Below are 21,340 nucleotides of genomic sequence, written 5' to 3'. Positions count from 1 at the left end.
ATTTAAATGCTGTTAAATGCCATAATTGTAGATGATGAAGAGTATTCTCGCAAATCTCTTTTCTTTTTAATTGACGGCTATTGTCCAAAAGTCAAGATCAGAGGAATAGCTAAATCAGTACAAGAAGCCCGTCAAATGCTGAAATCAAATGAAATAGATCTAGTATTTCTTGATATAGCCATGCCCAATGAGGATGGATTTGGTTTATTGCCGGATTTGCAAAAAATTTCCGGATCAGTAATTTTTACAACAGCTCATAATCAATATGCTTTAAGGGCTTTAAAGGCAAGTGCGGTTGACTATTTATTGAAACCCGTTGATATCGATGAGCTCAATGAAGCAATTGAAAAAGCGGTTACTTGGAAAGGTCTAAATCAGACCAATAATCCAAATAGTCCTGACCATTCCTTACAATTAAATAGCCTAGAAGAAAACCTGAACGAAATAAAAAAAATCACCAAACTAAATCTACCTCATTTAAATGGATTTAACATCCTCAATGTAAATAGTATTATTTATGTTGAAGCAGATAGTAATTACTCCATCTTCCATCTCGAAAATCAGGGCCGAGTGGTTGTTTCTAAGCATCTTAAAGAATATGAAGAAATTCTTATTAATACAGGGTTCAGCAGAATACATAAATCAACTATAATTAATCTGAAACATCTTAAAAATTATTCTAACAAGAACGGTTTGATAGTCAGTATGTCTGACACTTCCGAACACACCGTTTCGAGAAGAAGAGTATCAGATTTCCTGGAAACAGTGAGGCTTTTTTATAATAATGAGTGAATCATGAGAAAATTCTAAGGTTAGAATTGAACTGATCTTACCGTTTATTTGAAATTACCTACCGCTTATACATTCACAAATAAGCAAAATTCTGAATTACATAAATTACCTGAAGAGTTTTCTATTTTTTATTGAGAATTATTCTCTCAATAATAATAAAGATTCTCTTTTGAAAAAAAGCGGTTGAAGCGATTGGGGCGTTTCGCCGCTTTTTTTGTACAATGAAAAAGAAATGGTAAATTAAATATTCAAATTACTTGTAACAGACCTGAGTTCCAATATATTCCTGTATAAAAATCAGATTTGAAAAGAAAGCAAATCCTTTGGGCTTCATTAATCATTCTTCTTCTGACAGCGATAGTTATAATACCTAAAATGCTGAATGAGAGTTATCAATCCATTCTACAAAAGTATTTTTCTTTCTCATCGGATATACAATTAAGCTTGAAAGATACAACAAGTATAAACCGAATAAATAAGGTTGCCTTTAACATTAGGCTTACTGATCCACAAAAGACAGTTGAACTTGCTGACAGTGCATTAATTCTTGCAAAAAAGCTGAATTATTTCTTTGGAATAGCTGAAGCGAATAGAATAAAAGGTGTTGGATTATATTATCTCAGTGACACTGAAAAGGCAGTCAAAAGCTATATAGAAGCTTTAAAATATTTTAAAGTTTTAAATGATAAAAAAAACGAGGCCCGAGTTTATAATAATTTTGGCAACCTCTACAAGGAAATAAATTACAATAAAGCACTAGTCTATTATAAAAAAGCTCTATCCATAGCTAATAAATTAAATATTGATGAATTTACAGCAGGTATTTACTTAAATATTGCAACCATTTTAAGATTTCAGGGAGATTATAAAATTTCGCTTAAATACCTTGAAATAAGTAAAGAAATATTCGCAAAAACAGGTGACACAATTAATTTCATAACGTCACTACAAAACTTAGGAGTAAGTTATTACAAACTAAACGATTTTGAAACAGCAAAGAAGCGATTATTTGAGGCAATAACTCAGGCAAAAAAGCATGATTTATATAAAGTAATTGTCGGTTCCAATTTAGCATTGGCATCTATTTATTTAGAAGAGGCAGAATATTTTAAAACTGAGATTTCTATAAATGAGGGGATCAAATATTCCAGGATGATGGGGGATAATACTTCTGTTTACTACTATTTATATAAAGCTTATGAACTTGAAGTAAAAAGAAAAAATTACCCAAAAGCTTTAAAATATTTAAAAGAAGTCCATTATCATGATAGCCTTCAACTTTCGAGAAACCTGTCTGATAACATTGGGAAAACATCTTCTTACTATTTGCAATTGCAAAAAATTCAGGAAAATGAGCTCACTATAGCAAAGCAAAAATTTAAAGAAACGCAATACTGGTGGTTAATAACCTTAATCATTTCAATCGTATTACTAGCAGCACTAATTGGAACAGTAATATTTTATTTTTTTCAAAAAAGAAAGCAAAAAAAAGAACTAAAAATCCAGAATACTATAGCAACTCTTGAACAAAAAGCGTTGCAGGCGATGATGAATCCACATTTTGTTTTTAATGTCATTAATACAATTCAATATTTTATTGGAATAAATGAGTCAAAGGCCGCAAACCAGATTCTCACGGGATTTGCAAGGCTAATGAGAAAGCATCTTGAAATATGTTTAAAAAATAACATAACTCTATTTGAAGAAATTCAATATCTAAATCTATACCTTTCATTGGAAAAAATCAGATTTGTTGAGAAAATGAATTATTCTATAACTATTGATGATGGCATTGAAGCAGAGGAGATAATAATACCTTCCTTGCTAATACAACCATTTATAGAAAATGCGGTATGGCATGGCTTGTTGCCGAAGGAGGATGGTGGTTGGATTCAGATTAATTTCACATGTATAGACAACTTGCTAAGGATCAAAATTCTAGATAATGGAATAGGTATTTCAAATTCTAGTAAATCCAGAGCTCCTGGCCAGCACACAAGCCGAGGCTTAGAACTAATTCACGAACGAGTACAATTACTCAATAAAATCAACAAAACCTCCATCCAAATCACTCAAACCCAAACCGGAGATTCAGGTACCGAAGTCATCATCAGCATACCCATATAACAAAAAAAGAGAGCCTCCCGGCTCTCTTTTCCAATAAACCCAAAACAAACACTAAACGATAAAGGGATCAACAATGGCCAGGATCTGAGCCTTGGTCAATGGTTCATCAAATGCTTCGGTGGCCGCAGCGACAGAGATCATCTGTCCGTTGATACCGGCAATTTTTATTCCGGCCTGGTCTTCTAGTTCTTCGCCGGCATAGGATGCCTGTACGATTGCTCCAATTCCTGTCTCCTGTCCGGTGATCCAGGGTTTTACATTCGCGCCTCGTGCCTTACGCATCTGCCTGATATGGGCGGCATGCCTGGCTTCTACCGAATGGATGTTCAATGCAGCGGTTAGTACGCCTCCGCTGCCTATTAATGCCGGTGCCTGTCCTTTATAGGCTCTAACGCCGGTATCCTCAAAGGTCTGCGCTACGGCAAGAAAGGTATCGTAATTGGAAAATACATTCGCAAAAGGACCTGTATTTGATCCGTTTCCTGCCGAGAAATCAAAGGTTGGCTTTGAAACAGGGGTTTTACCCAGAGACATCAATGCTGTTTTCAAAAAGGCCACATGCTGGTTTTCATGATCACGGATCGTAGTGATCGCAGCTAATGCTGCTCCTGCTGGCACCAATCCGGCAGCAGCTACTCCTTTGGTATAAAATTCTGCTTCCAGGTATTCAAGCGTTAAGGCAAACTGCAATACGGCTTCAACATCTGTACTTGCAGTTTGGGCATAGGCTTTTTTAAACATCGTACCAAGGGCAAAAGGTATAGATGCGAGGGCTACTTTCTTTCCAAAGCCGTAAAACTGGGCCATGGCTTTTCTTCTCGGACTGATGCGCTCATATACTTCGGCATCTGTTTTTTCAATTTCTTCTAATATGTTCAGGATATTCATAGCTGTAAGGATTAAGATTTAGGCAGATCGTTTGCGTTGATTTTTGTTTTGATGAAAGGTGCGGCAATACCAAGCACCTCTAAAGGAAGACGGGATTTATCGAGTCCGTTATTATCGATCACTTCAGAGTTTGCAAAACTTCCATTGCTGATCAGGTCGCGGATTAATGCCGCATGACGGGCTTCAACAGAAACAATTTTACCGGCAAGGGTCAGGTAGTTTGCGTCTTTAATCAAAACCCCTGCACCGTTGTAAGCAGAAACACCCAGGTCTTCAAAAGCTTTGGCGGTTCCCAGAACACTGTCGCGGCTGCTGAAATTGATCATTGAGAAATCAACCTCCAGACCGGGGATCGCATTTGAACCTAAAGCATTTTTAAAAAATTCGCGGTGGGCAATCTCATGATCCCTGATATCCGAAAGCAATGATCTTTCGGCTTCGGTGATACCTGAATAGAATGAGGAGGCTACTTTGATGTAGAATGCTGCTTCCAGCTGCTCCAAAGCATAGGCATAATTCAGGATGCCGACATCGCCGCTGCCGAGGTTTACGCCTGCAGCATCATCGATCATCATTCCGTCTTTTTTACAGCCTGCTGCAAGTAATGCGATTCCGGCTGCTCCGGCTCCGGCATAGCGAAGGAAGGAACGGCGCTGCAGCGGTGCCGTTAAGATATCCTGCTTTGGCAGAATGATCTGCTCATCTTTTTTTGTTAGGTTTTCCATGTCTGAGAATAATTTTAAATGTTCTGTTGATTGCGTTTACCTACGAGGCCCGGATTGGAACGGATTTGAATTATTTTTCAGAAAATGGAAAAAGCAGGCTCTCAATAAGAAAAACAACATTTTTTTGAAGATTTTTTTTTCGTTTGAATCGCAATATGTTATGTTTGTCCATGAGTTTTAAAGAGCCTGAACCTTTCATTGAAGCTTTAATTTTTGCTTCTGAAAAGAGTATTTCTGCAGAGGAAATACAGCAGGTTCTCGCAGAACTCAGTGAGGGGGAGCAGATCTCAATAGCAGCAATCAATGCTTCGATTGAGCAGATCAGGCAGAAATATCTGGACCTGAATCTGGCTATAGAGCTGGTTCAATTGAACGGAGGTTATCAGTTTCTGACCCGGAAGGAGTTTTATCCGGTGATCAATCAGCTGCAGATTCAGCGTTCTAAGAAGAAATTGAGTCAGGCAGCTTTGGAAACACTCTCGATCATTGCTTATAAACAGCCTGTTACCAAGCTGGAGATTGAGCAGATCAGGGGTGTAAATTGCGATTATACGGTACAGAAATTGCTCGAAAAGGAGCTGATCAGTATCGCGGGGAAGTCGGAAAGTGTTGGAAAACCGCTGCTTTATGCTACCAGTGGCCTTTTTATGGATTATTTTGGAATTAATTCAACAAAAGATCTTCCGCAGATTACTGAGCTGGTTTCCGAAAGCAATATAATCGGTGATCAGAGTGAGTAAAACCGCAAATAAATAAAAATTAAAAAAGAGGTTTGGAATTTCAAAATCTTGTTAAATTTATAAGAACATTATATTAAAACTAAAAACGTGTAATTTGCACCAATGAAGTCGCCAAAGAAAGTAACAAAAAGCGGGGGATCAAAAAGTCCCGATAAGAAAAAGACCCATTTGTCTGAACCGATAGAACCGATTCGTCCTATTCTTGATGATGAAGATGAATTTGACCTTCCGCTCGACGATGACATTCCGGCATTCGATGATTTCGATGACGATGATGACGATTTTTAAGGAATTACAGCCCTAATATTCAGGCATTCAGTTCTCTGAATGCTTTTTTTATTTTACCCCATTTACACGATGCTTTTAACCGAAGTCAAGAATAAGAAAACTGCGAGCGAATTTCTGGATGTGGCGCGCGAAATTTACAGGAATGATCCTCACTGGGTTTGTCCGCTCGATAAAGATATTGAAGCTGTTTTCGATCCCGAAAAGAACGAGCTGCATAAGCATGGTGTATGTACCCGATGGGTGTTGAAATCAGACGATGGCAAATTAATCGGAAGAATAGCCGCCTTCGTGAATGAGAAAAAGGCTTATCAGCCCGAACAGCCTACCGGCGGGATTGGCTTTTTTGAATGTATCAATGATCCGGAAGCGGCTAAGCTACTGTTCAGCACTGCCGAAAAATGGCTGGCAGAAAAGGGCATGAAAGCTATGGACGGGCCGATCAATTTTGGAGAAAATGACAGTTTCTGGGGACTCCTGATCGAAGGATTTACCACACCTTCGTATGGAATGAATTACCATCACCCCTATTATAAAGCGCTTTTTGAGGCTTATGGATTCAAAACGCTTTATGAGCAGATTACGAATCACCTTGAGGTAAATAAACCCTTTCCGGAGCGATTTACCAAGATCGCCGAATGGGTTGCCAATAAACCGGGTTATAGCTTTAAACACCTTGAAGTGAACAAGCTGGAGGCTTATGCAAAGGATTTTGCTGAAATATACAATGATGCCTGGCAGGATTTTGAAAACTTTGTTCCGCTTCAAACCAAAGGAATTCTGGAAACTTTCAATAAAATGAAAACGGTGATGGATGAGAAGCTGATCTGGTTCGCATACATCAATAATGAACCGGCATCAGTAATTGTGATTCTTCCGGATGCGAATCAAATGATTAAAAGCTTCAATGGCAAACTCGGTTTAATAGAAAAGCTAAAATTCCTCTACTATCGCTGGAAAGGGGTAAACCGGATGCGGGCAGTGGTAATGGGTACGAAGAAAGCCTTTCAGAAACACGGCCTGGAATCGGCATTATTCATCAAACTCAAAGAATATGTGCTCCCTTTGAACCAGTATCTTGAGCTGGAATTATCATGGGTTGGTGATTTTAACGACAAGATGCTGTCCATTCATGAGGCTACCGGAGCTACCTTTGGTAAAAGGCATGCCACGATGCGGAAAATGTTTTAACATGAGTTTGATATAGAATTGCCGGGCTATTTTTGATTGAGTAAATTTCCTTTGTCAGATAGCAAGGTCTGTGTCTCTTCGGTCATGCCAGCCCCTTTCTAGCGCATGCGCAATGTCATTATTTAAGGGCAAGAGGTTCTGGCTTTCGCCAGAATGACAATGCATTTTTTTAATAATGGAGGAGATCCTGAATTCGTCAGGATCGTAATCCTTAAATAATGACATTGAGCGCAGGCGTGTCGCACGTGCTTCTTTATTTAATTTCTGGAATGTGCAGTAAACGTGCACCAGCATACCGGGCTACCCGTCCCGATGAAATACAGCACCGGGTAAAATAAACCTTGCCGGAGGAGGTAGCTGCCGGCTAATGGGAGTTTGAATCATACGCTTATTCTAGCCGGCACTACCCCGTAGGAAAGGGCTGAGCCAGCCTATACTACACTGGCATTGCTTTCCAAAATCTAATCATTGCGAACCCAGAGCCTTATATAGGCAATTATTACCTTCTTATTTTAACCTTTCTGACATCTGATACAGATATATTAAATCAAAAAGTCCCGCACATGCGGGACTTTTCTGGAATTTACGGGACTATGCTTTCAATTTTCGAAGCTCTTCATACAATTCGATGATCTTCTTTTGCATGTCGAGAAGCTCTATCTCCCGCTCATGAAGTTTTATGGTTAAGTCTTCAAGATCTGAGTTATGCTTCTCCTGTTCTTCTGAATCATTGAATGTTAATAATTGAACTAAACTCATATCAAATATTCGGGCTATTTCTTCGAGTCTGGATACATTTACATCAGTAATACCGGTTTCTATTTTGGAGAAAGCGGGGATTGAAATTTTTAAACGTTTGGCAACGTCTTCCTGGCTCCAGCTCTTCTGATGCCGCAATAAGCGTATTTTTTTACTTAATTCTTTCATTGTATTGTTTTTATAGGATAGATGGTAGGTGTATTCTATTTAAAAGCGAATTTTTGAAATAATTATTGTCATTGGAAACGATTTTTTTCGCTTATGTTAATTTTATTTAGCAGAACCAATGCCGAATAATAAGATTCTTATTATGGTGATTGTAAAACCATTTTAGGAGAATCTAACTGTTAAACGTATATTTCTGGAAAAAGTTCTATTCATTGGAATAAATTCATATATTTTATATTAATTTATTTTCAATAGAAATGATTTAATTTCTAAAGGGTTAAAAGAAAAGATTTTAACCCAGGGATCTGCAACAATAGAATACTGTAGAAAACATGAAATTTCTATTTTGAACGAAAAAACACGACAATAATTATACTAAATATAAAAATATTTTCTTCATTAAAAAAACTAAGCAAATACCAGATCAGGAATGAAACCTGAACTTAGCAGCAACCCAATTATTTAATTCTTTATGCTCTAAATAGCTGAATCCAAGGCTTTCACACTTCTCTTTCAAAATTTCCAGATCGGGATCCTCATAAAAGCCACTCAGAAAGAGCAAGGTTCCGGGCATGGAAGCCTGGGCATAAGTCTCCAGCTGATCGATCAAAATATTGCGGTTAATATTGGCCAGAATGATATCAAATTTCTGATCAGGAATTACCTCCTTAGAACCTTTAAGGGCTATTATATTGCTGATCTTGTTCAGCTCTGAATTTTCAATCGTGCTTTCATAACAGATCTCATCATAATCAATCGCCAGCACTTCCTTTGCTCCTAATTTAGAGGCCAGAATTGCGAGGATACCTGTCCCGCAGCCCATATCAAGTACCTTCTTGCCTTTAAACTTCTCTTCCAGCATAAATTCCATCATCAATGCGGTAGTTTGATGATGTCCGGTGCCAAAAGCCATTTTGGGATCTATGACGATCTCATGTTCAAATTCAGGATGAGCTTCATGAAATGTTGCCCTGATATAGCATTTACCGGCTACCTGTATCGGTTCAAAATTACTTTCCCATACCTCATTCCAGTTTTGATGGGGGATTTTGTTCTGGGTATAGGTAAAAGATAACATATCTGCAAAGTCTGCAGCTAAGCTATCCAGTTTACTCTGATCCAGTTCAGATTCGGGGATATAAGCCTTAAATCCCTGATCTGTATCTTCAAAGGTATCGAAGCCGATCTCAGACAAGGCGTTGATCAGCAAATCCTTATGGAATTCCTCAGCAGATTGAAGTGTAAAAACCAGCTCTAAATAGGTCATTTCTGATCCAGGGCTTTAATGATATCCACAAAATCGCGGGCTTTCAAAGAAGCCCCCCCTATCAGTCCCCCGTCAATGTCGGGCTGTGCAAATAATTCGGAAGCATTTTTAGGGTTGCAGCTGCCTCCATAGAGTATGGTCAGATCGTCTGCGAGGCTTTGATTGTATTTATCGGCTACCAGGGTCCGGATATAGGCATGAATTTCCTGAGCCTGTTCCGGGCTGGCTGTTAAGCCGGTTCCAATGGCCCATACCGGCTCATAGGCAATTATAAGCTTACTGAAATCTGTTTCAGCAAGATGAAAAGCAGCCTCGGCCAGTTGCGATTTAATCACATCGAAATAAGAACCATCATTGCGCTGCTCCAGGGTCTCCCCGATGCAAAATATCGGAATAAGGTTGTTCTTTAAGACTGCATCCAGCTTCTGTGCCAATTGAGCATTCGATTCTGAAAAATAAAGTCTGCGTTCAGAATGCCCGATAATAATATAAGCCGCACCTGCTGAAGAAAGCATTGATGCCGAAACTTCACCTGTAAAGGCACCACTATCTGACTGATGGCAATTTTGGGCTCCAACAGCAAGTTTATCATTAGTTGTTAAAGATTGAACCAGGCTGCTGATGTGAATAAAGGGTGGACAAATAACCACACCCTGATCGCCCTTAACTTCCGCTTTGACCAATTCGCTAATTTCTGAGAAAAGAGCTATGCCTTCTTTCAGACCCATATTCATTTTCCAGTTACCGGCTACTATACTTTTTCTCATGTTATGTATTTGGAATTAAAATCTTCTGTATTGTTCTGTAATCTCAAAAACCCGTTTTAAAATAGCACTGTCGGTTTCATTAAATTTTGAATTTCTGCGTTCATAAACCTTAGCCGCAGTCTCAAACATCTTCTTTAAACTGTACACTTCAAAACCGGAATTTCCTCCCCATGAAAAGTCGGGTACAAAATTTCTCGGGAAGCCTGAACCGAAAATATTGGCACCCACACCCACCACTGTACCGGTATTAAACATCGTATTGATCGCACATTTTGCATGATCTGCCATAATTAAACCACAGAATTGCAGGCCTGTTTTGCGGAACCCCGCGGTAGGATAATCCCATAATCTTACCTCAGCATAATTATTCTTCATATTCGAATTATTGCTGTCGGCACCAATATTACACCACTCCCCGATCACAGAATTGCCAAGGTAACCTTCATGGCCTTTTGAAGAATTTGCAAAGATCACTGAATTATTTATCTCTCCTCCAACCTTAGAATGTGGCCCTACAGAGGTCATTCCATAGATTTTTGCCCCCATTTTAATAACAGAATCATCCCCAAGGGAAAATGAACCCCTGATATGGCATCCTTCCATCACCAGGGCTCTTTTGCCAAGATAGATTGGTCCTGTACGGGTATTGAAAGTAGAACATTCGGCATCAACACCATCTTCAATGAAAATATCGTCTCCCAGAACTGTATTGGTACTGCTTATAGCTGCTGATTGACGGCCTTTGGTAATCAGTTTAAAGTCCTTCCTGATCTCGGTATCATTGATCGTGAAAATATGATCCGGATAAGCTATCCGAACAAAGGGCTTGCTGTATTCAATCAGTTTGAATTTTTCGGTATGGAGCGGACTAAATTCCCTGGCATCACTTTCAGCCAGGCGCACTGCGATCAGTAATTGACCTGCAAGGAGTGCCTCCCCTTCTTTAATAGTATCCAGTGCCTCAATCAGATCATCATCAGGGCAAACGGCCGAATTGATAAAAAGATTCACTGCAAAGTATCTGAGCGGGTATTTATCCTGAAGGTAACTTTCAGTTAAATAAGCTGCATCTGTTTTAAGATGTTTCCGCCACTTATCAGCGATAGTCAAAATTCCGACCCTAAGTTCAGAAACCGGCCTGGTATAGACCAGGGGCAGCAAATTACTTCGAAACTGATCGTCAAAAAGAATTACACTCATCGAACAAAAATAAAAAAAGTCCCGACCTTATGAGCCGGGACCTTAAATATTATCGAAATAAATAATTATTTTTTCTCGTAACGTGAACGGAACTTATCGATACGACCTGCGGTATCAACCAATTTCATTTTACCGGTGTAAAAAGGGTGAGAGGTGTGTGATATCTCTAATTTTACAAGGGGATATTCGTTACCATCTTCCCATTTAATGCTTTCTTTGGTATCAATGCATGATTTAGTTAAGAAAGAATATTCATTAGACATGTCTTTGAACACAACTAATCTATAATTTTTGGGATGCAATTCAGCTTTCATCTTCAATACTTTTTAAGAGGTGCAAATATAGAATAAAATACACTTATTAAAAAGTAAATTTAAATTTTTATTGAGAATTCAAGCTTTAGTATTTATGGATCTGAAATCCGGTCTTCCCTGGTGGCTTATAAAAGATGGCTTAATGACGAATTTTAATATTCTTCAAAAAAACATCGAAACTGAAATTGTGATCATAGGTTCGGGCATAACCGGAGCGCTGGCTGCGCATTTTCTTTGTGAAGCTGGTGCTAAATGCATTGTAGTTGACAAACGAATGAGCAGTACGGGCAGCACAGCGGCAAGTACTGCCCAGCTGCAGTATGAAATTGACGTATTTTTGCATGAGCTTTCTGATCAGATCGGGACGGAAAATGCGGTAAAGAGTTATTCATTATGCCTGAAATCGATCAGCACCTTAAAGCAAATCATTTCCAAACTCAAACTGGATTGTTCCTTTGAAATGAAGCCCAGTCTGCAGCTTGCCGCCAATAAACAAGGCACAAAAAAATTAAAGCTTGAGTATGAATTCCGTAAGAAGCATAAACTCCCGATCGAATTTCTGGATAAAAAAACGCTGAAAAAACAATTTGGCATTGACCGGGATTCGGCCATTTATACAGATACCTCAGCTCAGGTTGATGCCTATATGCTCTGCCGGCTTCTGTTGGATCATCATAAAAAGAAATCAGGTCTGGAGGTTTACAGCTATACTGAGATTGTAAACGTCAATCATAAAAAAGATGGGATACGTCTGCTTACCGACCGGGGGCATGAGATAAAGGCAAAGAAAATGGTTTGCTCACCGGGTTATGAGTCTGAGTTTTTTCTGAAGGAGAAGGTCATGAAGCTAAATTCAACCTATGTATTTATAAGCAAACCGGTACTGAAAAATTTATGGCCTGAAAGCTGCATGATCTGGGAAACCGCGAGACCATACCTTTATATCCGGACCAGTACCGACAACCGGGTTATCGTTGGAGGGGAAGATGAAGCCTTCCTGAATCCGGAAAGCCGGGACAGAAAAATGGGACAAAAGAATAAAACTATATTAAGGAAATTCAAAAAGCTATTTCCGGAGATCGATCTGGAGATTGACTTTCACTGGTGCGGGGTATTTGGTGAAACAAAGGATGGACTTCCCTATATTGGTGTCCATCCCGAACATCCCAACACCTATTTTGCTTTGGGCTATGGCGGGAACGGAATAACTTTCAGCGTAATTGCGGCTGAGATCATCCGGGATCTTTATGTTGGCAAACCTTCGGGGAATGAAAAAATATTTGCTTTTGGTCGTTAGATCTCCTGGCAATTTCGATCAGTCCTGTTGGTGCAAGCGACGAGCGCACAAGCGGAGTCGGGCTTTCCATCCCGATGAAATACAGCTCCTGGTAAAATAAACCTTGCCGGAGGAGGTATCTTCCGGCTATTCGTAATTTGAAACAGAACGCGATTTCTTGCCGGAAATACTCCGGAGGAAAGGGCTGAACTAAGCTATAAAACACAGGGATTGCTTTCCAAAATATAATAATTGTGTACCAGAGCCCTACCAGGATAAGTATAAACCATCCTTTAACCAGTATAATATAAAAACAGCTTATTTAAGCTCCTGGCAAAGTTCGATCAGCACCCCATGGGCTGATTTTGGGTGAACAAAACAGACCAGCTTATTATCTGCTCCCTTTTTTGGAACTTCATTCAACAATTTGAAACCTTCAGCCTTTAAGCGCGCCATTTCATCTACTATGTTTTCAACTGCAAAAGCGATATGATGAATCCCTTCCCCCCGTTTCTCAATAAAACCGGCGATCGCACTTTCTGCAGAACTGGCTTCGAGCAGTTCAATCTTGCTTTCGCCGACTTTAAAAAACTCTGTAATTACATGCTCGGATACTACTTCTTCGGTTTTGTAGCTCTTGCAGCCCAATAGAGTCCCGTAAAGAGACCCGGCCTCTTTCAATGACCTGACGGCAATTCCAATATGTTCGATTTTGTCCATGAATCTGTTTTATGGCATAAAAATGACCATTTTATCTATACTGACATAGACAAATTGAAAATTAAGCAGAAAATATTTTCATATCTTTGTATCGTATTAAAAAGAATAAAAATGAATTTGCCGATATACTTAGATAATAATGCAACAACTCCAATGGATCCCCGGGTTCTTGATGCGATGCTGCCATACTTCAATGCTAAATTTGGAAACGCCGCAAGCAGGAATCATGCTTTTGGATGGGCTGCTGAAGAGGGTGTTGACTATGCCCGTGAGCAGGTTGCAAAGCTGATCGGAGCAAACGAAAAAGAGATTATTTTCACTTCAGGTGCAACAGAATCAGACAACCTTGCAATCAAGGGTGTTTTTGAAATGTATAAGGAAAAGGGTAATCATATCATTACCTGTGTTACAGAGCACAAGGCTGTTCTGGATGCCTGCAAGCACGTTGAAAAAATGGGAGGTGTGGTTACCTATCTTCCGGTTAAATCGGATGGCTTGATTGATCTGGCAGAGCTTGAAGCAGCCATGACCGAGAAAACAATATTGGTTGCGATAATGTATGGCAATAACGAAATCGGCGTAATTCAGCCGGTTAAAGAAATTGCCGCTATTGCTCATAAACATGGGGCACTTTTCATGACTGATGCAACACAAGCTGTTGGTAAAATCCCGGTTGATGTAAATGCTGATGGAATAGACCTGATGGCCTTCTCTGCACACAAAATGTACGGGCCAAAAGGTGTTGGCGCATTATATGTTCGTCGTAAAAACCCAAGGGTTAAAGTAACCGCACAAATGGATGGCGGAGGCCATGAAAGAGGAATGCGTTCGGGAACTTTAAATGTTCCCGGAATTGTTGGATTAGGTAAAGCCTGCGAACTTTGCCGCCTTGAAATGGATGAGGAAGCAAAACGCTTATCTAAGCTTCGCGATAGATTACAGGCCTCACTTACTGAACTTGAAGAAAGTTATGTGAATGGAAATGTAGAACATCGTTTACCTCATGTAGCCAATATTTCTTTCAAATATGTTGAGGGCGAGGGTTTAATGATGGCAATGAAAGATCTGGCTGTTTCTTCAGGATCGGCTTGTACTTCAGCTTCACTTGAGCCTTCATACGTATTAAAGAGCCTGGGCTTATCTGATGATCTTGCACATTCTTCAATACGATTTGGTCTTGGCCGCTTTACAACAGAAGAAGAAGTAGATTTTGCGATTGAACAAACTAAAAAAGCAGTTAATCACCTTCGCGACCTTTCACCACTTTGGGAGATGTTTAAAGAAGGAATTGATTTGGATAAGATTGAGTGGGCAGAACACTAAGTTGATTGTATAATTTGCAGATTTGAAAATGGGCTTCAAACTGCATAAATAATACAAATTAATCAACTTCAAATTGACATATTATCAAATTTTCAAATTAAAAAATTATGGCATATTCAGAAAAAGTAATAGATCACTACACCCATCCGCGTAACGTTGGTACGCTTGATAAAAGCAGTACTAAAGTAGGTACCGGTTTGGTTGGTGCACCTGAATGCGGCGACGTAATGCGCCTGCAGATCGAGGTCGACGAAAACCATATGATCACCGATGCGAAATTCAAAACTTTTGGTTGCGGATCGGCAATTGCATCTTCTTCCCTTGCAACTGAATGGTTGAAAGGAAAATCAATTGATGATGCAATGAAGATCGACAACATGGATATTGTAGAAGAACTTGCTCTTCCACCGGTGAAAATCCATTGTTCTGTATTAGCAGAAGATGCGATTAAAGCTGCTATTAATGATTACCGTGTTAAAAACGGGATGGAAGCATTAGAGTCAGCAAAATCACACCACTAATAAATCACTTAGTCCTAAGGTCTAAGAGCTGATGATAAGCAGAATAAAATGGTAACAGTTACAGATAAAGCGAAAAACAAGGTTGAAGAACTCATGAAAGAGAACGGACTCGATGCGGGTTATTTTCTTCGTGTTTCTGTTCAGGGAGGCGGATGTTCAGGTTTATCTTATAAAATGGACTTTGATAATGAAGAAAAACCGGGCGACCAGTTTTTTGAGGATCAGGGTATCCGTTTAGCCTTGGATATGAAGTCATTTTTATATCTGGCGGGAACTGAACTTGATTTCTCAGACGGACTGAATGGGAAGGGTTTCAATTTTCATAATCCAAATGCTTCCAGAACCTGCGGTTGCGGGGAAAGTTTTTCGGTATAATTCAAATTTTTAACAATCTGTTACACATAACAGATTGTATATCAATGCAAAAGGCTCTTAATAGAGCCTTTTGCATTTTAACGGGTAATCTGTTATACTTGTTAATTAAATATTTCCCAAAATGCTTAAGATGAATCCAATAACAGAGTCCACCACTATACCTGACCTGCTGCGGAACGTGGTCGGGTACGTCCACGATGAGAATACCCCCTTTTTAATGCATAAGGTTAAGGAAAGCTGGGTAGAGATCAGTTATAAACAGGTATTGGATACTGCTGATGCCATCTCTTCCTACTTTCTTGAGATGGGGATTATGAAAGGCGACAGGCTGGCGCTGATCATTGAGAATTCGGTTGATTGGGTATATTATGATCAGGGAGTCCAGCAAATTGGTGCTGTTAACGTATCGGTCTATCCCACCCTATCCGAATCAGAGATTGAATATATATTGAACGATTCTTCTGCTAAAACGATCCTGGTAGGAAATCCTTTTCTTTTCCGTAAAATAATTAAGATTGCCAATAACTGTCCTGAATTACAGCGCATCATCCCGGTATTTGATGATTATGAGAAATACCTTCCCGAAAGAGAATTGAATGCCGGAGTGATCAGTTTCAGTGGTCTCATAGAAGAAGGGAAGAATGCACTGGAGAGGCAAGGAAATAAAATTGAGGAAGCCAGGGCTGCAATTTTACCAGGTGACCTAACTTCTCTGATCTACACTTCTGGTACCACAGGAATCCCAAAGGGAGTTATGTTAACTCATTCCAACTTTGTACAAAATGTAAAGTTTTGTCTGGAGCAGATTCCTGTGATCAATGAGAATGATGTATTCCTGTCCTTCCTGCCTCTGTCACATGTATTTGAGCGAACAGCTACCTATCATGTTTGTTGTGCTGTAGGAAGTAAAATCGCTTTTGCTCAAAGCCTAGAGCTATTGGCAAAAAACATGGCAGAAGTGAAGCCGACTATTATGAGTTGTGTACCACGCTTACTGGAACGGATTCATGATAAAGCGATGAAAAACGGCACCTCAGCCGGTGGATTGAAATCCAAAATATTCCTTTGGTCAATTGAAACAGGGCAACACTACCGTGAAGTTCAGGAAGCTGGAAAAACGCCTGGAGTATTACTAAGCATGAAGAAAGCGATTGCAGAAAAGCTCGTATTCAGTAAGATCAAAGAAAAAACCGGTGGCCGCTTAAAGTTCATGCTTTCGGGCGGAGCAGCATTGCCTAAAAATGTCGGTGAGTTTTTCGGAAACCTGGGCATTAAGATTCTGGAAGGATTCGGGCTTACTGAAACTTCTCCTGTTATGGCGGTGACAGAATACCACCGCCAGGTTTATGGAACCGTGGGCCGTATTATTCCGGGTATTGAAGTAGCGATTCAGGATGTGGAAAGTAAGAAAATCCTGACCATACAGACGCATGATACATTCGATGAAAATTTTGAATGTCCTGAAGGCGAAATCATTGTAAGAGGACATTGTGTAATGAAGGGATACTGGAATAAGCCTCAGGAAACTGCCGAGGTTATCGATCAGGATGGATGGTTCCATACCGGGGATATTGGACGCTATTACAAGGGGAACCTGCAGATCACTGACCGGATAAAAAATATGCTGGTAAATGCATATGGAAAGAATATCTATCCTACGCCGGTTGAAAACACCTATCTGAAGAGCTCCAAGATAGAGCAGATCTTTCTGATTGGCGATAAACGGGAATACGTTACAGCTATTTTAATCCCATCAAAGGAAGTACTTCAGGAAACTTTCCACCTGAATGAAGAATTTTTCCAGGAAAAAGATTCCTTCATCAGGGATCAGAAGATTCTGGATTGGCTGAATGAGGATATACGCAAATATTCGACTGAGCTAGCCAAATTTGAAAGAATGAAATCTTTCCTTGTTAAACGAACTCCATTTAGCATTGAGGAGGGTGAAATTACCCCTACCATGAAAGCCAAACGCAAGGTAATCGAGAATAAATATTCGGAAGATATCAGTGAGATGTATTTGCAGGATACGGAGGAAAGCTGAAAGCGGAAAGCTGAAAGCTAGAAGCCGAAAGCTAAAAGATCAAAGAATAAAGAGTAAAGACATTTCAATATTCATTGGGAAATTGTACCTCTTTTGGTTTTGTTTTCCGTATGATAAGCTTCCTTAGCATTTTTGCGCTGAAAACCCTATTTTTGCAGAAATTGAAAATAAATGAGCATCGGATTATCTGAACTGGAGATTTTACGCCGGGAAGCCCTGGCAGAGCTACGTAAACTGGGTATTGACCCATATCCACCTGAAGCATTTGAAGTAAATGTCAATGCGCTGGACATTAAAAATAATTACGAGCGGGATAAGACTTCCTATAAGAATATCCGTTTTGCAGGCAGGATAATGAGCCGCAGGATAATGGGCAGTGCTTCCTTTGTAGAGTTACAGGACTCTACAGGCAGGATACAGGCCTATATCAACCGCGATGAGATCTGTCCGGGGGAAGATAAAACACTTTACAATACCGTATTTAAAAAGCTGCTCGACATTGGTGATTTTGTCGGTGTCAGCGGATATGTTTTCACCACTAAGACAGGCGAAATCTCAATTCATGTAAGTGAAATGAAGATTTTATCTAAATCTTTAAAGCCTCTCCCTATCGTAAAGCGGGATGATGATGGAAATATCTACGATGGATTTACTGATCCGGAAATGCGCTACAGGCAGCGTTATGTCGACCTGACAGTTAATCCGGATTTCAAGCAAATCTTTATCAAAAGATCAAAAGTAATCAATACCATGCGTTCCTATTTTGATGATCAGGGATGGATGGAAGTGGAAACCCCTATCCTGCAGCCGATACATGGTGGTGCAGCTGCACGTCCTTTTAATACTCATCACAATACATTGGATATGCCTCTTTATCTGCGGATTGCAAATGAGTTATATCTTAAGAGACTTATTGTTGCCGGTTTTGATGGAGTTTATGAGTTTGGCAAGATGTTCAGGAATGAAGGAATGGATCGTACCCATAACCCTGAATTCACATCAATGGAAATCTACGTTGCCTACAAGGATTATATCTGGATGATGGCGATGGTAGAGGAATGTCTTGAAAAAGTGGCTCTGGCTGTACACGGAAAATCAACAATAAAGGTTGCTGAACATGAGATTGACTTTGCCGGTCCTTATGAGAAGCTTTCCATGTATGAGTCTATTGAAAAATTTACAGGAATCGACGTTTCAAATATGAATGAGGATGAATTACGCCTTACCTGTAAGAAACTCAATATCGAAATTGATGCGACTATGGGCAGAGGCAAACTGATCGATGAGATTTTTAGTGAAAAGGTCGAAGAACATCTGATTCAGCCAACTTATATTACCGATTACCCGATCGAAATGACTCCTCTTGCGAAAAAACACCGCAGCAAGGAAGGTTTGGTTGAGCGTTTTGAGCTGTTTGTGATGGGCAAGGAGATCGCCAATGCCTATACTGAACTGAATGATCCGATCGATCAGCGTGAACGCTTTGAAGATCAGCTTTTGCTTGCGGGGCGTGGAGATGAAGAAGCAATGGCTATGGATGATGATTTCCTGAGAGCATTGGAATATGGTATGCCACCTACCTCCGGACTTGGAATTGGAATCGACCGTCTGGTTATGCTAATGACCGATCAGAGTACCATACAGGAAGTCTTGTTTTTCCCTCAGATGAGACCTGAGAAAAAAGCAAAAATAGCTACCGCCGACGATTTTATTGCGATTGGCATACCATCAGAATGGGTTCCCGTATTGAATAAAATGGGCTTTAAAACCGTTGAAGAACTGAAAGCTGGCAATCCGAATAAGGTATTTAACGACCTTGGCGGGATGCGTAAAAAAATGAAGCTGGAAATCGCCATGCCTTCAAAGGATACTGTAATGGAATGGTTTAGTTAACAAAATCATAACATAAACATAAAGGCCGCCCTGCATAAAGCAGGTCGGCCTTTATTATTTTTGTATTAAACCAATTAATATGAAAGTTATGAAAAATTCAAGTCTTGAAATCACGGAACAGGAATACCTGATCAAACTTAACAAAGAGGATTTTGATCTTTCCTTTATTCATCAACTCCTTAAACGGATTCAGTCGGAACAATATTTCTTCAGTTCAAAGAAGAGCTATGATGAACCAGAATTTGTGGGAAGTCCGCTTTGCTGCAGCGACTACTCAATCCGTTTTGACAATTTGAGGGATAAGTAAGAAAATTAAAAGGGTTGGCGGAAATTGCGTTGCTGCACCGTACGATCCATTTGTCCCATTTGATCCTTCATCATTTTTATCTGCTCAGCAAGCAATTTATTCTTATCAGCCTTCTTGGCCTCCTGCAGATAAATAGTTGCCTCACGTTTATTTCTTTTTGCCATTGCAATACCAGCCAGACTTAATTTGGCCAGTGCAATGTTATGATCCATGGTCATTCCTAAACTGATCGCTCTCTTGAAATATTTCTCTGACTGAAGTGGTGCCTTACGCGATTCGATCAATCCAATCAATAGGTTATAATAGCCGTGCTGGCCTTTAAATAGCTGAGTTTCGTAGTTCGAAATTCCTTTAAGCCACTCCCCTGCTTTATCCATATCATCTTTACGCAGAAAGTATTGAGCAATCAACATCTTCTCATGATAAAAGAATGTTACTGCTACAAGAATGGCAAGAAAAACCAAAGGAATCCCCCATCCCCAAAATCCAAAAACCATTAATGTTACCGATGCACCCAATATTATGGCTGCAATTATCAATCTGATGAAATTAGGCATTGTCTTCTTATCTCTTAAATTTGTTGCAAATATCCGTTTATTTGAGCGTTTAACCAATATCTATCTAATAAATTATGCCTTTAAAACTAGAGGAAAGCTGGAAGGATGTTCTGGAAGCAGAATTTGAGAAAGAGTACATGAAAAAACTTCGTTCCTTTCTTCAATCTCAGCAGGAGCAAAAAAGAATAATATACCCCGGGAATAGTTTGATTTTCAATGCCTTTAATCATACTCCATTTAAAAAAGTAAAAGTTGTTATTATTGGCCAGGATCCTTATCATGGCCCCAATCAGGCACATGGTTTGTCTTTTTCGGTTCAGAAAGGGGTTCCTATTCCACCCTCCCTTCAAAATATTTTCAAGGAACTTCAGGCAGAATACAAAGACTTTCAATTTCCGCAACACGGCGACCTGAGTTCATGGGCAGACCAGGGGGTATTATTATTGAACGCGACTTTAACTGTTGAAGCCTCAAAGGCGGGATCCCATCAGAATCAGGGATGGGAAAAATTCACTGATCAGGCAATTCAAATCCTGTCGGAGCAAAGAACAGGGATCGTGTTTCTATTATGGGGTAAATATGCACAGGCTAAAGCCGGACTAATTGATCAGAATAAGCATCAGGTTTTAATGGCCGCCCACCCCTCGCCTTTTTCAGCTTATAACGGATTCTTTGGGTGCAATCACTTCATCAAGACGAATGAGTACCTGGAGAAGAATGGGGAGAAGGGGATTGATTGGAGGGTAGAGTAGGAATTTGCTGATTTGTCAATTTGTTGATTTGTCCATGACAATTATTTTTAATTGTCAAAGTAGTCCTCCAATTGACAAATAGACAAATTGAATAATAGACAAATTAGTATTCCAAAGGCACCGCCGGCTCTTTCTTATTCGTCGACATGATCATCATGGTCTGAAAGGTTTTAACTACACTGATCTTGCTGATCTTATCCATAATCAAGCGCTCGTATGATTTAATATCCTTGACATAGGCCTTAAGCAGGAAATCACACTGACCGGTAACATGATGACATTCAGTGATCTCTTTGATCGCATCGATTTCCTCCAAAAAAACCTGGATGGTATTATTCTTATGAAAATC

Annotated in this window: 23 protein-coding genes; 13 read left to right on the top strand and 10 right to left on the bottom strand. The window is 39.7% G+C overall.

Features of this window, described 5'->3' with window-relative positions:
* Nucleotides 1-6 precede the first annotated feature (6 nt).
* Together VGE44_RS04700 and VGE44_RS04695 are read left to right on the top strand one after the other, a co-directional pair.
* On the top strand, nt 7-792 hold the full coding sequence (locus tag VGE44_RS04700) for a LytTR family DNA-binding domain-containing protein (RefSeq protein WP_331076592.1): 786 nt from the start codon (nt 7-9) through the stop codon (nt 790-792).
* A 303-nt stretch (nt 793-1,095) separates the two neighbouring features.
* Nucleotides 1,096-2,919 carry a tetratricopeptide repeat-containing sensor histidine kinase gene (locus VGE44_RS04695; protein ID WP_331076591.1) on the top strand — a complete coding sequence of 608 codons (1,824 nt, stop codon included), beginning with the start codon at nt 1,096-1,098 and terminating at the stop codon, nt 2,917-2,919.
* Nucleotides 2,920-2,970: 51 nt separating this feature from the next.
* On the opposite strand, the gene VGE44_RS04690 is transcribed toward VGE44_RS04695, so the two are convergent.
* Nucleotides 2,971-3,807, bottom strand: a complete 837-nt coding sequence (locus VGE44_RS04690) for a ferritin-like domain-containing protein (protein ID WP_331076590.1) — start codon at nt 3,805-3,807, stop codon at nt 2,971-2,973.
* Between the two features lie 11 nt (nt 3,808-3,818).
* Nucleotides 3,819-4,532 carry a ferritin-like domain-containing protein gene (locus VGE44_RS04685; protein ID WP_331076589.1) on the bottom strand — a complete coding sequence of 238 codons (714 nt, stop codon included), beginning with the start codon at nt 4,530-4,532 and terminating at the stop codon, nt 3,819-3,821.
* Nucleotides 4,533-4,702: 170 nt separating this feature from the next.
* On the opposite strand from VGE44_RS04685, the gene scpB reads away from it, so the two are divergent.
* The 3 genes from scpB (at nt 4,703) to VGE44_RS04670 (ending at nt 6,748) form a co-directional block, all read left to right on the top strand.
* Nucleotides 4,703-5,272, top strand: coding sequence for an SMC-Scp complex subunit ScpB (gene scpB, locus VGE44_RS04680; protein ID WP_331076588.1), 570 nt, complete (start codon nt 4,703-4,705; stop codon nt 5,270-5,272).
* 102 nt (nt 5,273-5,374) lie between these two features.
* A complete protein-coding gene (locus VGE44_RS04675) occupies nt 5,375-5,560 on the top strand; it encodes a hypothetical protein (protein WP_324488242.1) in 186 nt (61 codons plus the stop codon).
* A gap of 69 nt (nt 5,561-5,629) precedes the next feature.
* Nucleotides 5,630-6,748 (top strand): GNAT family N-acetyltransferase, encoded by a 1,119-nt coding sequence (locus VGE44_RS04670; RefSeq protein ID WP_331076587.1) that lies wholly within the window; start codon nt 5,630-5,632, stop codon nt 6,746-6,748.
* Nucleotides 6,749-7,339: 591 nt separating this feature from the next.
* Here the strand turns inward: VGE44_RS04670 and VGE44_RS04665 are convergent.
* From VGE44_RS04665 to VGE44_RS04645, 5 genes are all read right to left on the bottom strand, one after another.
* Entirely contained in the window at nt 7,340-7,675 is a 336-nt protein-coding gene (locus VGE44_RS04665) for a helix-turn-helix transcriptional regulator (RefSeq protein ID WP_331076586.1), read from the bottom strand.
* Between the two features lie 424 nt (nt 7,676-8,099).
* The gene (prmA, locus tag VGE44_RS04660; protein WP_331076585.1) at nt 8,100-8,942 is read right to left on the bottom strand and encodes a 50S ribosomal protein L11 methyltransferase; all 843 of its coding nucleotides are present in this window, start codon (nt 8,940-8,942) and stop codon (nt 8,100-8,102) included.
* On the bottom strand, nt 8,939-9,709 hold the full coding sequence (tpiA, locus tag VGE44_RS04655; protein WP_331076584.1) for a triose-phosphate isomerase: 771 nt from the start codon (nt 9,707-9,709) through the stop codon (nt 8,939-8,941). Before tpiA ends, prmA begins: the two co-directional genes overlap by 4 nt.
* A 15-nt stretch (nt 9,710-9,724) precedes the next feature.
* On the bottom strand, nt 9,725-10,909 hold the full coding sequence (locus VGE44_RS04650; protein ID WP_331076583.1) for a putative sugar nucleotidyl transferase: 1,185 nt from the start codon (nt 10,907-10,909) through the stop codon (nt 9,725-9,727).
* 65 nt (nt 10,910-10,974) lie between these two features.
* Complete coding sequence (locus VGE44_RS04645; protein WP_079701873.1) at nt 10,975-11,223, bottom strand: type B 50S ribosomal protein L31; 249 nt, start codon at nt 11,221-11,223, stop codon at nt 10,975-10,977.
* Nucleotides 11,224-11,317: 94 nt separating this feature from the next.
* On the opposite strand from VGE44_RS04645, the gene VGE44_RS04640 reads away from it, so the two are divergent.
* Nucleotides 11,318-12,520 carry an FAD-dependent oxidoreductase gene (locus VGE44_RS04640; protein ID WP_331076582.1) on the top strand — a complete coding sequence of 401 codons (1,203 nt, stop codon included), beginning with the start codon at nt 11,318-11,320 and terminating at the stop codon, nt 12,518-12,520.
* A gap of 297 nt (nt 12,521-12,817) precedes the next feature.
* On the opposite strand, the gene mce is transcribed toward VGE44_RS04640, so the two are convergent.
* Nucleotides 12,818-13,219, bottom strand: a complete 402-nt coding sequence (gene mce, locus VGE44_RS04635; RefSeq protein ID WP_331076581.1) for a methylmalonyl-CoA epimerase — start codon at nt 13,217-13,219, stop codon at nt 12,818-12,820.
* Between the two features lie 111 nt (nt 13,220-13,330).
* On the opposite strand from mce, the gene VGE44_RS04630 reads away from it, so the two are divergent.
* The 6 genes from VGE44_RS04630 to VGE44_RS04605 all read left to right on the top strand — a co-directional run bounded on the left by VGE44_RS04630 (nt 13,331) and on the right by VGE44_RS04605 (nt 19,682).
* Entirely contained in the window at nt 13,331-14,542 is a 1,212-nt protein-coding gene (locus VGE44_RS04630; RefSeq protein WP_331076580.1) for an IscS subfamily cysteine desulfurase, read from the top strand.
* Between the two features lie 107 nt (nt 14,543-14,649).
* Complete coding sequence (gene iscU, locus VGE44_RS04625; protein WP_305364326.1) at nt 14,650-15,063, top strand: Fe-S cluster assembly scaffold IscU; 414 nt, start codon at nt 14,650-14,652, stop codon at nt 15,061-15,063.
* A 48-nt stretch (nt 15,064-15,111) separates the two neighbouring features.
* The gene (locus VGE44_RS04620) at nt 15,112-15,438 is read left to right on the top strand and encodes an iron-sulfur cluster assembly accessory protein (protein WP_331076579.1); all 327 of its coding nucleotides are present in this window, start codon (nt 15,112-15,114) and stop codon (nt 15,436-15,438) included.
* 130 nt (nt 15,439-15,568) lie between these two features.
* Nucleotides 15,569-17,482 carry a long-chain fatty acid--CoA ligase gene (locus VGE44_RS04615; RefSeq protein ID WP_331076578.1) on the top strand — a complete coding sequence of 638 codons (1,914 nt, stop codon included), beginning with the start codon at nt 15,569-15,571 and terminating at the stop codon, nt 17,480-17,482.
* A 171-nt stretch (nt 17,483-17,653) separates the two neighbouring features.
* Entirely contained in the window at nt 17,654-19,375 is a 1,722-nt protein-coding gene (lysS, locus tag VGE44_RS04610) for a lysine--tRNA ligase (RefSeq protein ID WP_331076577.1), read from the top strand.
* An 88-nt stretch (nt 19,376-19,463) separates the two neighbouring features.
* Nucleotides 19,464-19,682 (top strand): hypothetical protein, encoded by a 219-nt coding sequence (locus VGE44_RS04605; RefSeq protein ID WP_331076576.1) that lies wholly within the window; start codon nt 19,464-19,466, stop codon nt 19,680-19,682.
* A gap of 5 nt (nt 19,683-19,687) precedes the next feature.
* Here the strand turns inward: VGE44_RS04605 and VGE44_RS04600 are convergent, their stop codons facing one another.
* Nucleotides 19,688-20,239 (bottom strand): DUF2892 domain-containing protein, encoded by a 552-nt coding sequence (locus VGE44_RS04600; RefSeq protein WP_324487906.1) that lies wholly within the window; start codon nt 20,237-20,239, stop codon nt 19,688-19,690.
* A gap of 74 nt (nt 20,240-20,313) precedes the next feature.
* Here VGE44_RS04600 and ung point away from each other — a divergent pair, with 74 nt between their 5' ends.
* Complete coding sequence (gene ung, locus VGE44_RS04595) at nt 20,314-20,991, top strand: uracil-DNA glycosylase (protein ID WP_331076575.1); 678 nt, start codon at nt 20,314-20,316, stop codon at nt 20,989-20,991.
* Between the two features lie 103 nt (nt 20,992-21,094).
* On the opposite strand, the gene VGE44_RS04590 is transcribed toward ung, so the two are convergent.
* The coding region (locus VGE44_RS04590; protein ID WP_331076574.1) for an Lrp/AsnC ligand binding domain-containing protein at nt 21,095-21,340 on the bottom strand (246 nt) is incomplete at its 5' end.

This window comes from Daejeonella sp. (genome assembly GCF_036405355.1).
Classification (GTDB): domain Bacteria; phylum Bacteroidota; class Bacteroidia; order Sphingobacteriales; family Sphingobacteriaceae; genus Daejeonella.
Note: the sequence above shows the minus strand (reverse complement) of the source record. Positions and strands in the feature narration are given on the sequence as shown.

Excerpts from the sequence above, each read along its gene's own strand:
- VGE44_RS04605 (WP_331076576.1), top strand. The coding sequence starts at position 19,464 with ATGAAAAATTCAAGTCTTGAAATCACGGAACAGGAATACCTGATCAAA.
- VGE44_RS04700 (WP_331076592.1), top strand. The coding sequence starts at position 7 with ATGCTGTTAAATGCCATAATTGTAGATGATGAAGAGTATTCTCGCAAA.
- mce (WP_331076581.1), bottom strand. The coding sequence starts at position 13,219 with ATGGACAAAATCGAACATATTGGAATTGCCGTCAGGTCATTGAAAGAG.
- iscU (WP_305364326.1), top strand. The coding sequence starts at position 14,650 with ATGGCATATTCAGAAAAAGTAATAGATCACTACACCCATCCGCGTAAC.
- VGE44_RS04665 (WP_331076586.1), bottom strand. The coding sequence starts at position 7,675 with ATGAAAGAATTAAGTAAAAAAATACGCTTATTGCGGCATCAGAAGAGC.
- VGE44_RS04620 (WP_331076579.1), top strand. The coding sequence starts at position 15,112 with ATGGTAACAGTTACAGATAAAGCGAAAAACAAGGTTGAAGAACTCATG.
- VGE44_RS04675 (WP_324488242.1), top strand. The coding sequence starts at position 5,375 with ATGAAGTCGCCAAAGAAAGTAACAAAAAGCGGGGGATCAAAAAGTCCC.
- VGE44_RS04685 (WP_331076589.1), bottom strand. The coding sequence starts at position 4,532 with ATGGAAAACCTAACAAAAAAAGATGAGCAGATCATTCTGCCAAAGCAG.
- VGE44_RS04630 (WP_331076580.1), top strand. The coding sequence starts at position 13,331 with ATGAATTTGCCGATATACTTAGATAATAATGCAACAACTCCAATGGAT.
- VGE44_RS04600 (WP_324487906.1), bottom strand. The coding sequence starts at position 20,239 with ATGCCTAATTTCATCAGATTGATAATTGCAGCCATAATATTGGGTGCA.
- VGE44_RS04615 (WP_331076578.1), top strand. The coding sequence starts at position 15,569 with ATGAATCCAATAACAGAGTCCACCACTATACCTGACCTGCTGCGGAAC.
- lysS (WP_331076577.1), top strand. The coding sequence starts at position 17,654 with ATGAGCATCGGATTATCTGAACTGGAGATTTTACGCCGGGAAGCCCTG.
- VGE44_RS04640 (WP_331076582.1), top strand. The coding sequence starts at position 11,318 with ATGGATCTGAAATCCGGTCTTCCCTGGTGGCTTATAAAAGATGGCTTA.
- VGE44_RS04645 (WP_079701873.1), bottom strand. The coding sequence starts at position 11,223 with ATGAAAGCTGAATTGCATCCCAAAAATTATAGATTAGTTGTGTTCAAA.
- ung (WP_331076575.1), top strand. The coding sequence starts at position 20,314 with ATGCCTTTAAAACTAGAGGAAAGCTGGAAGGATGTTCTGGAAGCAGAA.
- VGE44_RS04650 (WP_331076583.1), bottom strand. The coding sequence starts at position 10,909 with ATGAGTGTAATTCTTTTTGACGATCAGTTTCGAAGTAATTTGCTGCCC.
- prmA (WP_331076585.1), bottom strand. The coding sequence starts at position 8,942 with ATGACCTATTTAGAGCTGGTTTTTACACTTCAATCTGCTGAGGAATTC.
- VGE44_RS04670 (WP_331076587.1), top strand. The coding sequence starts at position 5,630 with ATGCTTTTAACCGAAGTCAAGAATAAGAAAACTGCGAGCGAATTTCTG.
- tpiA (WP_331076584.1), bottom strand. The coding sequence starts at position 9,709 with ATGAGAAAAAGTATAGTAGCCGGTAACTGGAAAATGAATATGGGTCTG.
- VGE44_RS04690 (WP_331076590.1), bottom strand. The coding sequence starts at position 3,807 with ATGAATATCCTGAACATATTAGAAGAAATTGAAAAAACAGATGCCGAA.
- scpB (WP_331076588.1), top strand. The coding sequence starts at position 4,703 with ATGAGTTTTAAAGAGCCTGAACCTTTCATTGAAGCTTTAATTTTTGCT.